This window comes from Neobacillus drentensis, from assembly GCF_036965645.1.
Lineage (GTDB): Bacteria > Bacillota > Bacilli > Bacillales > Cytobacillaceae > Neobacillus > Neobacillus drentensis_D.
In genome coordinates this window covers 1-12,824 of record NZ_JBALPZ010000128.1, presented here as the reverse complement: position 1 = coordinate 12,824, position 12,824 = coordinate 1, and the positions used below count along the sequence as shown (strand labels likewise).

Here is a 12,824-nt window from a genome sequence, read left to right as displayed (position 1 = left end):
TATTTATTAACTATTAAAAAAGGAGAGGTAAAAATGAATCGTTCATATATGACAGTGACTGAGGTTACTGACTATGGCCCTTATATTACAAAAATCATTCTTCCACTTTCCCAATCTATTAAATTAGATGCATTATCGGAAGATACTTTTAACGTTTATGTCGAGAGACGTAGCAAAAAAACGGGCGAAGTGCTACAACTCAGAAAAGATTGGATTTCGGAAGAACGTTATCCATCAAAAGGCTATTGTTGTGTGACAAATGCCTATACATCAGACAGTGAAGGGAATAAAACTGAAATAGGCAGTCACGCCACGCTGGAACTAGAATGTGAGGCAATCCACCGTTTGAATTCGGAAATTGCGTATGTACAGGAACATAATGTATTTGTTTTCTGTGATTTTCGAATAACGCAAGTGGAGGAAATACAAACCAGTACTGATTCCATTTCAGGACTTGTCTATGATCATTTCGGCGGCGGTAACTTGGAGCAGGTCAAAGGCTGGGTAAACAGGGAGTCATCATATCCTGAAATGCCCCTGCGTTTTGGCTATTTTTCACCAAATATAATCAGAGATAAACATCCCTTAATCATCTGGCTCCATGGTGCAGGAGAAGGCGGATATGACACGTCGGTCGCCTATACCGGAAATAATGTTGTAAATCTATCAAGCGAAAAAGTACAGAAAATGTTCGGTGGCGCTTATGTCCTTGCTCCCCAAGTACCCACCATGTGGATGGATGACGGCAGCGGTGAGTACACTAAGAGCGGAAATTCTATGTACGTGAAGGCACTAAAAGCGCTCATTGATGAGTTTATTAATTTACATTCAAACATAGATACAAATCGCATCTATATCGGTGGCTGTTCTAACGGGGGGTTTATGACCATGCGCATGATTATTGATTACCCCGGTTTCTTTGCAGCTGCTTATCCTGTATGCGAAGCCCTTTATGATGAGGTCATTACGGATCAAAATATACAAGATATTAAGAATACCCCTATCTGGTTCACACATGCAAAAAATGATGAGCTAGTAAAACCTGAAATCACAGTGCTTCCAACATATGAGCGTCTACTCAAAGCTGGTGCTCCAAATGTTCAGTTTTCATATTTTGATAAGGTCGTAGATACCTCAGGTATTTTTAAGGATGATGAAGGCAACCCCTTTGAGTTTTTTGGCCATGGTACCTGGATCTACATGCTCAAAGACGAATGCGTATTGGACTACGATGGTTCTCCGGTAAAAGTGAACGGAAAAGAGGTAACTCTACTCCAATGGCTGGCGTTGCAGTCAAACCAGATAACAGTCCAGACACATAGCTCCAATATGTAAAGGTGCAATTATGAAACAAATTTCTGCAAGATTTATGAAGTAAATGCTTATTGCAGATTGATAGAGCATAAATGAAGTGTTGAAATTTCTATTTTTCTCTGGAGGGGTAAAATGATCATTCGTAATTTAAAAACAAACCATGTGGTAAATCCGCTGGGATTTGAATTTGATCGATTAAGTCTTTCATGGGTGACCGAATCAGGAGAAAGTCTATCTATTTATCAGTCGGCGGCTAGAGTGGAAATTGCTGCTGAATCTGGCTTTGAGACCATTCTTTTTGATAGTGGGAAAAGTCAGGAGATTGATAGTTTAGCCTATCACCCTGATATTAGACTCAAACCTCGAACTCGTTATTATTGGCGTGTAACTGTCTGGGGTGACGCCGGGGATAAACTAACGAGTGAATCAGCCTGGTTTGAAACGGCGAAAATGGATGAAGCTTGGGAAGGAAAATGGATTTCGCCTGAATTGGATAAGGAAATCCATCCGTTAATCTGCAAAAAGTTCACTTTGCCAGAGAACTATCTATCTGCAAGAGCGTATCTCTGTGGAGTAGGTTTATATGATGTAGAAATCAATGGGAAAAGAGTTGGCAATGAATATTTTGCTCCAGGTTACAATGCCTATGATTTCTGGCTTCAATATCAAACCTATGATGTGACGGACTTATTAGTGAGTGGAGAAAACGCGATTGGTTTTATGCTTGGAAATGGCTGGTATAAAGGCCGGTTTGGTTTTGAAGGTGGTTATCATGAATTATATGGCAGTGAATTTGCTTGTATTGGTGAAATCGTTGTAACACTCAAGGATGGGTCTACAACCGTAATTGCTACGGATGAAGACTGGAAGTGCAAACCAGCACCAATCACATTTAGCGGTATTTATGATGGTGAGATCTACGATGCAAATCTTGAAAGTAAAAACTGGTCGCTGCCCGAATTTGATGACAGCACATGGACTAGCGTTAGGAAGACGGAAATTAACGCAGAAACGTTTACAGCCAGGAGAAATTTGCCTGTTAAAATCATGGAAGAAAGAAAACCAATGGAGCTCCTGCAAACACCTGCCGGAGAGGTAGTTCTTGATTTTGGTCAAGTAATGACCGGCTGGGTCCGATTTAAAACTAAGGCACCAAAAGGTACAAGATTGCAGCTTCAATACGGGGAAATTCTTCAAAATGGGAACTTCTATCGCGAAAATTTGCGAGAGGCAAAAGCAGAATATGTTTATATTTCTGACGGAAGCGAAAGAGAAGTTCAGCCTCATTTCACCTATTATGGCTTTCGGTTTGTAAAGCTTACTGGTTTTGAAGGAGAAATTGACTTAGATGATTTTTGTGGCTGTGTGATTTACAGCGAGATTGAACTAACAGGTGAAATTGAAACTTCAAATTCGTTGGTGAATCGCCTTTTCCTCAATACTGTATGGGGACAAAAAGGTAATTTTCTCGATGTACCAACAGACTGCCCACAGCGTGATGAACGAATGGGGTGGACTGGTGATGCACAAGTGTTTGCCCCTACTGCCTGTTTCAACATGTATACACCGGCATTTTACCAAAAATATATGTTTGATTTACATGAAGAACAGAAAAGGTTGGGCGGATCGGTTCCTTTTACAGTACCTGTTGTAAAACCTAAAGATGGAAACGGTTTTATTTCTGGCAGTGGTTCAGCGGCGTGGGGTGATGCGGCTGCGGTCATTCCGTGGACATTATACACGTATTATGGAGACAAAGAGCTTCTTCGTCAGCAGTTTGATTCAATGAAGGACTGGGTCGATTATATCAAGAAAGTGGATGATGAATCTGGCGCCAAGAGACTTTGGCAGGTTGGCTTTCATTTTGGCGATTGGCTTGCATTAGATGGAAAAGACCCGCAAAGCCCTTTGGGTGGGACAGATTCTTATTATATTGCTTCAGCCTATTATTGTTATTCCGCACAGCTGGTGGCAAAAGCAGCCAAGGTCTTAGGAAACAATGATATGGCTGAACAATATGGCGAGCTGGCGAATGAAATTAAAGAAGCAATGAGAAAAGAATATTTCACGCCAAATGGCAGAAGTGCTATTTACACCCAAACAGCCATGATTGTTGCTTTATATATGGACCTGGTTCCAGAAAGTTTCCGGCCAAGGTTAGTAGCCGATTTAAAAGCGAAGCTTCGTGAAGATAAAATGCATCTGAATACGGGCTTTGTCGGTACACCTTACTTCTGTAATGTTCTATCGGAGAATAGAGCCAATGACTATGCGTATACGTTATTGTTAAATGATGATTTTCCTAGTTGGTTATATGCGGTCAAACTTGGTGCGACAACGATCTGGGAACGCTGGAATTCAGTACTTCCTGATGGAAGCATTAGCGGAACAGGAATGAACTCATTAAATCACTATGCATATGGTTCCATTGCGGAATGGATGTACCGTCATATGTGCGGCATCAATCCGTTGGATGAGGCACCAGGTTTTAGAAGGTTTAAACTTTGTCCAAAGCCATATGGCAAATTAACTTATGCAAAGGCAAAATTCTCTTCTCCGTCTGGAAATATTGAAAGCGGCTGGGAATTAAATGAGGATGGGTCCTTAACTTTTACCTTTATCGTACCATTCAATACAACAGCTGAAGTAGTACTGCCTGATGCTGATTTAGAAAATATCAAGGTAAATGATGTATTGTTGGTTACTAAAGGTTTAAAAGCTAAGCAAGAAAATCAGGATGTTACATGTGAAATTACTGCAGGGACATACTTGTTTCAGTATTTACCGACAAAATCGTATATCTTAACCTATAGCACAAACAGCAGCTTAAAAGAGCTTCTAAACAATGAAGAAACAAAAGAAATAGTTACAAACAATCTGCCCGGCATCGTAAATAACCCCATTGTTAAGAATGACCAATTTATAGAAAGGTCTTTGGAAGAATTAATAAATTTTCCGATGTTCACATCGATAGCTTCTTCAGAAAAACTAGAAGAGTTAAATCAAAAGCTAGTTCTTGTTCGTCAATAGAAGGGGAGGAATTCTTGGATGAAAAGAGATATTAAATTATTAATTGAACAAATGACTCTTGAAGAAAAGGCCAGTCTTTGCTCAGGGCTAAACTTCTGGCAGCTTAAAGGAATTGAGAGATTAGGCATTCCATCCATTATGGTGACAGATGGCCCGCATGGCTTGCGTAAACAGCAGCAAAGTGCCGATCATTTGGGGATTTATGACAGTGTTCCAGCAACCTGTTTCCCTTCCGCTGTTGGACTTGCAAGTACATGGAATCGTTCCCTTATTAATAAGGTTGGCGCTGCCTTAGGTGAAGAGTGTCAGGCTGAGGATGTCGCTGTTCTTCTTGGACCAGGTGCGAATATCAAACGTTCACCACTATGTGGCAGGAATTTTGAATATTTTTCCGAGGATCCCTATCTTTCTTCGGAATTAGCGGCAAACCACATTAATGGTGTTCAAAGTCAGGGAGTAGGTACATCTCTTAAACATTTTGCTGCCAACAATCAGGAACATCGACGTATGTCAGTGGATGCAATCGTTGATGAACGGACGTTAAGAGAAATCTATCTTGCTAGTTTTGAGAATGCCGTTAAGAAAGCTGAACCATGGACGGTCATGTGTTCCTATAACAAAGTAAATGGGGAATATGCTTCAGAAAATAAAACCTTATTAACCGATATTTTAAAGGATGAATGGGGCTTTGATGGATTTGTCGTTTCAGACTGGGGTGCAGTCAATGAACGGGCAAAGGGNNAGGGGTTAGAAGCCGGATTAGATTTAGAAATGCCTTCAAGTAATGGATTGGGAGATAGAAAAATTGTTGAAGCAGTAAAGAGTGGAAATCTTTCGGAACAAACCCTGGATAAAACCGTAGAACGATTATTAAATATTATCTTTAAGGCAGTGGATAACAAAAAGGAACACGCTGTTTATGATAAAGAGGAACACCACCAGCTTGCTAGAGAAGTAGCGAGGGAAAGTATGGTTTTACTGAAGAATGATGATCGTATTCTTCCGTTAAAAAAGGACGGAACGATTGCCGTTATCGGTGAGTTTGCTATTAACCCAAGGTATCAGGGCGGCGGAAGTTCCCATATTAAGCCGACCAAGCTGGATAATATCTGTGAGGAAATAGAAAAAACTGCAGGAAATGCCAACGTAGTTTATGCCAAAGGATATCATTTAAAAAATGATCATACTGATGATCAATTAATTGCAGAGGCAAAAGAAAAAGCGATCCAAGCGGATGTTGCGGTTTTATTTGTTGGTCTACCAGATCGTTATGAATCGGAAGGTTATGACAGAGAGCATTTAAGAATTCCTGACAATCATCGCATTCTTATTGAAGCGGTAGCAGAGGTACAGCCTAATATAGTGGTCGTCTTAAGCAATGGTGCTCCAATTGAAATGCCTTGGCTTGGTAAAGTAAAGGGTCTCCTTGAAGGATATTTGGGTGGTCAGGCGCTAGGAGGCGCAATCGCTGATTTATTATTTGGCGATGAGAATCCAAGTGGGAAATTGGCTGAAACATTCCCGAAAGAACTGCGTCATAATCCTTCCTATCTTAACTTCCCTGGGGAAGGGGACAAGGTAGAATATAAGGAAGGGCTTTTTGTAGGGTACCGCTATTACGATGCCAAAGCGATAGAACCGTTATTTCCATTCGGTTATGGCTTGAGTTATACAAGCTTTGAATATTCCAATCTATTGATTAACAAAGAATCCATTTTAGATAATGAAACAGTTGACGTGAAAGTAACAGTTAAAAATACAGGAGAGAGAGCTGGAAAGGAAATTGTTCAGCTATACGTTCGTGATATCGAGAGTACTGTGATTCGACCTGAGAAAGAATTAAAGGGCTTTGTAAAGGTTGATTTACAACCGGATGAAGAGAAAGAAGTATGTTTCACCTTGGATAAAAGAGCTTTTGCTTATTACAATGTGGAGCTTAAAGACTGGCATGTTGAGAGTGGGCAGTTCGAGGTGCTAGTAGGGAATTCTTCAGCAGAAATCATATTAAAAGGCATCGTGCAAGTCAACTCAACTGTTACGCTTAATAAGCTAGTCCATCGGAACACCACCATTGGTGATCTGCTGGCCAATCCAATCCTTGCTCCAATCGTTCAAGAAATACTTGCCAAGGTAAATGAAGACAGCCCATTTGCTAATATGGCGGAAGACTCAGATGCTTTTGAAATGTTCCAGGCAATGATGAGATTTATGCCGTTACGTGCCATGGCTGCATTCAATCCAGAAAAATTAACGGAAGATATGCTAAATAGTCTTATCAATCAACTGAATGAGACATTAGACAATGCGCTTCAGGCTCAAACAATCCAAAACTAAACATCTCATAAATCAATAGGGAATTATAACAAGCCAAACGGAACCAGGAGTTTGGCTTGTTATCTTGGAATAAGGTGAAAAATCTAACAACTTTAACAATTCTCTTTAAATTAATACTATTTTTCCGTAGATAATACCATAATTCTTTAAAAAAACGAGATAAACTGACAAGTAATAAAACGTTTACATAAGTAAAAAATTCATTTGAAAGGAATGAATATAATGACTATCCAATGGATTGAAACAACACGTGATTCATATTGGCAAACGAAAGAACCAATTGAAACCTCTGATAAACAAAGTAATTTGATCATAACAGCAAATAAAGGACGTGTGGTTGAGGGCTTTGGGAGCTGCTTTAATGAACTTGGTATGTATGCGCTTAATCACTTATCTGAAGAAGACCGTACAAAAGTACTGAATTCTTTATTTGCAACGGATGGCGACTGTCAGTTTACGTTTTGCCGCCTGCCAATTGGGGCAAGTGATTATGCTTTGGAATGGTATAGCCATAATGAGACTGATGAAGATTATGCGATGGAGCATTTTTCGATCGAACGGGATCAGAAGTATCTCATCCCCTACATTCGTGAGGCACAAAAAAGAAACCCGGATATGAAATTTTTCGCATCCCCATGGAGTCCCCCAACATGGCTAAAATTTCCGAAGGCTTATAACTATGGAACACTGCGTTGGGAGAAAAAAGTGCTAGAGGCATATGCGCTTTATTTTGTTAAGTTTGTTCAAGCATATGAAAAAGAAGGAATCAAAATCAATCAAATTCATGTTCAGAATGAAGTAATGGCTGATCAAAAATTCCCTTCTTGTAAGTGGACAGGGGAACAATTACAGGAATTTATCCGGGATTATCTTGGACCAGCGTTTAAAAAGCACAATCTAGATACAGAAATCTGGCTGGGGACGATCAATGCTCCAGAACCTTGGCAAGAGTTAATGACAGATACCACATCAGATTTTGATGTGTATGCGGGTCTTGTTCTCAGTGACCCTGAAGCCTATAAGTATATCTCGGGTGTCGGCTATCAATGGGCTGGAAAATATGCCATTCAGCGGACTGCCGAAAGTTACCCTGAATTACGGTACTTACAAACGGAAAATGAATGTGGAAACGGCAAAAACACATGGGATTATGCACAATACGTCAGCAACCTTTTCCGCCATTATTTTGTTAATGGGGCAAATGGATATGTATACTGGAATGCCGTTCTAGAGCCAAAAGGCCGCAGCACCTGGGGCTGGGAACAAAATTCGATGATTACTGTGGATCCAGAAACGAAAAGCTTCCAATACAATCCCGAATTTTATGTGGTCAAACATCATTCTCATTTTGTTAAAAATGGAGCAGTAAGATTAGAAACAAAAGGTCATCTAACTGCCCATGCACTAGCATTCCAAAATCCGGATGATTCCATTTGTTTAATCGTGAACAATCCACTAAAAAAAGAACGGGAACTTGTATTTGAAATTCAAGGGAAGTCCTATCAATTTGATTTAAAACCTGAATCTTTTAATACGATTGTTTTAAAGTAAACCACTGACTTCGGTATAAATTGCCGAAGTCACCTTTTTTATGAGTAGAAAATTTGGAGGTATTTTAATGAATAAATCAGCAAAAGTAATCATTGATATAAACCATAAAAAATTTCCTGTAAGTCCTTCACTATATGGTTTATTTTTCGAAGAGATTAATCGTGCCGGAGATGGAGGAATTTATGCAGAGTTAATTCGAAATAGGTCCTTCGAGGATACGATCATTCCTGACCGATGTGAAGTTGATGGATGTGAACTACATTCACCGGCTGGGTGGGTATCTCCGTTTGAAGAAGCCCCAGGATCTATCCCTGGCTGGCACTTACGCAAAGATGCACAAGAAAGTAAAGCTAGCATTTCTCTAGATGAGAATGACCCTCTAAATAGTGAAAATTCCCTTTCTCTAAGGGTGGAGATTGAAGATGTAGTGGATAAAGGAATCTCCGTATACAATGAAGGTTTTTGGGGAATTCCTCTGAAAAAAGATGAAAAATATAATTTGTCTTTTTATGCAAAAAAGGACGGGAATTTCTCCGGAAATTTAGAAATAACACTAGAAAATAAAAAAGGAGAAAAACTATCCTCTATCCCTTGTGAAATAACATCCGAAAATTGGCAGAAATATGAGCTCGTATTAGAAAGTACTACTGAGGAGACTGAGAGTGTTCTTGCATTTTCAACAAGCGATAAAGGAACTTTTTGGCTTGAGTTCGTTTCGTTATTTCCCCAAAAAACATTTATGGAAAGAAAGAATGGTTTACGACCAGATCTTGTAAAAAGGGTAGCCGATCTAGAACCAAAATTTTTGAGATTTCCCGGAGGATGCTTTGTTGAGGGATTCTCCGTCGAAACAGCCTATCGCTGGAAGAAAACAATAGGGGATTTAACCCAAAGAAGTTCTCACTGGACACTATGGAATTATCGGACAACGAATGGATTAGGATACCATGAGTATTTGCAAATGGCAGAGGATCTTGGCTTAGAGCTGATGTTTGTCGTAAACTGCGGGCTCACCTGTCAAGGAAGACCAGGAGAACATATCCCATTAGAAGACCTCGATGATTGGATTCAGGACATGCTCGATGCGATTGAATATGCGAACGGACCAATAACAAGCAAATGGGGGGCACTCCGTGCTGAAAACGGCCATCCAGCTCCCTTTAATATGAAATATATTGAAATCGGAAATGAAAATTTCGGCCCTGAGTATAATGTTCGATACAAAAGATTTTATGATGCAGTAAAAGCAAAATACCCTGAAATCATCACGATTTGGAATACACATTGGGAAGTTGGTACAGAGACGAAAGGATTGCCAGTGGAAATCGTCGATGAGCATTTTTATGCTGACTTTGATTATTATGTCATGTATCACGATATGTATGATACGTATGACCGGAATGGTCCAAAGATTTATGTAGGGGAATATGCCATGATCCTTGGCGAGGGAGCGGGCAAACTTAAAGGAGCCATCAGTGAAGCAGCATTTATGACGGGAATGGAACGTAATCAAGACATTGTCACGATGTCTTCCTATGCTCCTCTATTTGCTAATGTCCAACATACCAACTGGACTCCAAACCTGATTTATTTTAATGGAACCAATTCTTATGTAACACCTTCTTATCATGTACAAAAGCTGTTTGCTGAAAACAGGGGAGATATCGTTCTAGAAAGTAAGGTAGAAACAGAAAATCGCTTCCCTAGTTTTAATGGTGGAATGTCATTTAGAGAAATTGATCTTCCTAATATTAAGGCAATAAATATTTCTAGTGAAGAAAAATCTCTATTTAGGAGTGAATACCTAACAAAAGAACAGCAGGCAACTTGCCTTGAATGGTACGGGTTACGAATTGGCGATTCTTCCTGGAAAAACTATACCGCTGACATGAATGCAATCATAGGGCCACAGGGGTTAAAGGTTCGTTTCTTAGACAGTACAAAAGAATGGCAGCAAAACTATTTTCTATGGGAATTTGATTCAAATGGTGAAAACCGTTTAGTTCACATCAATGGCTGGTCCCGTGTGAAGCTAAGTCCAAATCAGACTTTGAACGTTAATCCAGATGGTCATCATTTGAGTATAAAGGTTAAGCATGATTCACTTTATTGTTATCTTGACGATCAGCTTATACATGAGTATAAAATAGCAAAGATTCCATACCTAACTACCGTTTCTACACTAGATGAACAGAATAATGAGGTAATCGTTAAATTGGTTAATGCCTCTGAGCACAATCTTGAAACTATGATCGATATTGACGGAAAAGAAAAACTTGTGGGTAAGCAAATCGTTTTAACATCCGACGATCCAAACCAAACCAATACGATGGAAGAACCCAACAAGGTTATTCCTTTTGAGACTGTCTTGCAGTTAGATAGTAATACCTATGAAATTCCATCTTTTAGTGTAGTGATTTTAAAAATAGCGTTATAATAATTATTACTTAAGGTCAGGTGAATCCTGGCCCTTTTTTTATGAAGGAGTTTGGATTTTTCTGTAAGAATTAATATCCCTTCAAAATACATTTCACTACCTGTTTTATTGTAATCTCAGAAAATTTATTTATTTTCTATATTTTTTTAAAAAAATACTATTTTTTATAGAATAATACCATAAACAGTCTTGTTGCCGAATTATACTGTAATTAAATAAAGCGCTTTACATTAAAAATAGTTAACGTCGAAAAGAGGATGATCATAACAGATTGATTCCTTAATTGGAATTAGAAAGAGTTATCTTGGTAGTAAATGAAAGCCTATTCAATGAAGTTTGAGAGTTTAACTTTGAATACGAATGGAATGATATTCTTTTAGAGTTTTTAAAAGTTATCAAAAATGAAACCGTTTTAACTACATAGGGAGGGAAAGTTCATGGCATTAAGAGAACAAGATTTGAAAAATCTGAACAACGCATCAAGCTCAAATCAAAAGATGTCCTTATTAGAAAAAGTAAGTTATGGTTTAGGAGATACTGGTTCAAACTTAATATATACGGTTATCACTACGTATTTAACGTTTTACTTTACGGATGTTTATGGTCTAGGGGCCGCTGCAGTTGGTACCCTAATGTTAGTTGCTAGATTTGTAGATATGATTGATAGTCCTATTTTCGGGGTCTTAATTGATAAAACCAATACGAGATGGGGGAAATCAAGGCCTTGGATTTTATGGTCTAGTGTTCCATTTACGATCGTTGCCATCTTGCTCTTTATGGGCCCAGATTTAAGCGCTTCCGGAAAACTTGCTTACGCTTATGTCTTTTATATTGCAGCCAATGTTTTATATGCAGCCGTAAATAATCCATTAACGACTATGCTGCCTAGTATGTCAAGTGATGTTCAGGAAAGAACGGTTGCCAATGTGTTTCGTATGTTTGGCGGTCAAGTCGGGGGATTAATTGTTAACTTATCTTTATTACCATTAGTTGCTTATTTTGGTTCTGGTAACCAGCAAAAAGGTTTCTTTTATGCGATGACACTATTCTCTGTGATCGGATTAATCTTGTTCTTTGTTACTTTCTTTAATACGAAAGAACGTGTTCAAGATGTCTCTGGAGGTGAGTCACTTCCTATTAAAGAAAGTTTGAAAGCGATTAAAGGCAATCGCCCATGGATAGCTGTATTATTATTAGGAATTGTTTTCTTCATGTTGTATATCATGAAAGTATCTGCAGGCATTTATTATTTGACTTATAACATCAATAAGCCAGAAATTATTTCTACGGTCAACACCCTTTCAATGTGTTCACTCGTGGGTATTTTGGCAGTACCATTCTTATCTAAGAAGTTTAGTAAAGTACTATTAATTAATACAGGTATAGTGATTAATATCGTAGGTCAATTAATTATCTTAATGGCTGGGGCAAATGTATCAATGATTATTGCTGGTACAATCATTGGATCTATCGGTATGGGATTGCCTGCAGGATTACTATTTACCTTAATGGCCGATACTGTGGACTATGGGGAGTGGAAATCAGGTGTTCGTGCTCAGGGGATTATTGTATCCGCTGCAGGAATCGGAATTAAATTTGGCTCAGGTCTTGGCGGAGCTATCCCAGCTTGGTTACTGGCAGCTGGTGGATATGTTGCTAATCAAAAGCAAACAGCAACAGCACTGAATATGATAACACTTAACTACATTTGGCTTCCAATCATCTTTAGTATTTTATCGATTTTAATTATGGCATTTCTTTATAAATGGGAAAAGCCGCATCATGAGATTATTGCTGAATTAGAAGCAAGAAGAGCACAACGTTAATATCAAGCTAACATTGAAAAGAGACCTAGGGGTTGTGAACTGACCTATTAAAATGAGACAACGAAAAAGCACCAATTATGCTGCCTGTTCCCTAAACTCAATAGGGGACATGTAGTTTAATTTCGCCTGAAGTCGTGTGTGATTATAATGATTGATGAATTTTTCAACTCTTTCGATTACAATAGAATTTTGTAAGAAACTCTCTTCCTTGAGAGTAGAATTCTTCCGACTTTATGGTGGAGTGGAAAGATTCAATGACGGCATTATCCAAGCAATTGCCTTTCCGGGACATGCTTGTGGTAATGCCTTTTTTTTTTTCTATTCTTTGAAAG

At 38.8% G+C, this 12,824-nt stretch carries 7 protein-coding genes and 1 pseudogene; 6 read left to right on the top strand and 2 right to left on the bottom strand.

Translation table 11 applies throughout. From position 1 onward, the window contains the following. The first annotated feature begins 33 nt into the window (after nucleotides 1-33). From V7266_RS22430 to V7266_RS22405, 6 genes are all read left to right on the top strand, one after another. Nucleotides 34-1,335, top strand: coding sequence for a prolyl oligopeptidase family serine peptidase (locus V7266_RS22430; protein WP_335471155.1), 1,302 nt, complete (start codon nucleotides 34-36; stop codon nucleotides 1,333-1,335). A gap of 111 nt (nucleotides 1,336-1,446) precedes the next feature. Then, the gene (locus V7266_RS22425; protein ID WP_335471153.1) at nucleotides 1,447-4,344 is read left to right on the top strand and encodes an alpha-L-rhamnosidase; all 2,898 of its coding nucleotides are present in this window, start codon (nucleotides 1,447-1,449) and stop codon (nucleotides 4,342-4,344) included. Nucleotides 4,345-4,362: 18 nt separating this feature from the next. Beyond that, on the top strand, nucleotides 4,363-6,678 hold the full coding sequence (locus tag V7266_RS22420; RefSeq protein WP_335471152.1) for a glycoside hydrolase family 3 C-terminal domain-containing protein: 2,316 nt from the start codon (nucleotides 4,363-4,365) through the stop codon (nucleotides 6,676-6,678). 213 nt (nucleotides 6,679-6,891) lie between these two features. Next, the gene (locus V7266_RS22415; RefSeq protein ID WP_335471150.1) at nucleotides 6,892-8,229 is read left to right on the top strand and encodes a glycoside hydrolase family 30 protein; all 1,338 of its coding nucleotides are present in this window, start codon (nucleotides 6,892-6,894) and stop codon (nucleotides 8,227-8,229) included. A 67-nt stretch (nucleotides 8,230-8,296) separates the two neighbouring features. After that, on the top strand, nucleotides 8,297-10,666 hold the full coding sequence (locus V7266_RS22410) for an alpha-L-arabinofuranosidase C-terminal domain-containing protein (protein ID WP_335471148.1): 2,370 nt from the start codon (nucleotides 8,297-8,299) through the stop codon (nucleotides 10,664-10,666). Nucleotides 10,667-11,103: 437 nt separating this feature from the next. Beyond that, nucleotides 11,104-12,492 (top strand): MFS transporter, encoded by a 1,389-nt coding sequence (locus V7266_RS22405; RefSeq protein WP_335471145.1) that lies wholly within the window; start codon nucleotides 11,104-11,106, stop codon nucleotides 12,490-12,492. A 75-nt stretch (nucleotides 12,493-12,567) separates the two neighbouring features. Here the strand turns inward: V7266_RS22405 and V7266_RS30800 are convergent, their stop codons facing one another. Further along, a complete protein-coding gene (locus V7266_RS30800; RefSeq protein WP_420491482.1) occupies nucleotides 12,568-12,648 on the bottom strand; it encodes an IS3 family transposase in 81 nt (26 codons plus the stop codon). Between the two features lie 54 nt (nucleotides 12,649-12,702). Further along, a pseudogene (locus V7266_RS30795) lies at nucleotides 12,703-12,824 on the bottom strand (IS3 family transposase); the annotation flags it as partial.

Bases quoted from the DNA above. Each gene is read 5' to 3' on its own strand.
- V7266_RS22430 (WP_335471155.1), top strand. From the start codon at position 34: ATGAATCGTTCATATATGACAGTGACTGAGGTTACTGACTATGGCCCT.
- V7266_RS22415 (WP_335471150.1), top strand. From the start codon at position 6,892: ATGAATATAATGACTATCCAATGGATTGAAACAACACGTGATTCATAT.
- V7266_RS22425 (WP_335471153.1), top strand. From the start codon at position 1,447: ATGATCATTCGTAATTTAAAAACAAACCATGTGGTAAATCCGCTGGGA.
- V7266_RS22410 (WP_335471148.1), top strand. From the start codon at position 8,297: ATGAATAAATCAGCAAAAGTAATCATTGATATAAACCATAAAAAATTT.
- V7266_RS22405 (WP_335471145.1), top strand. From the start codon at position 11,104: ATGGCATTAAGAGAACAAGATTTGAAAAATCTGAACAACGCATCAAGC.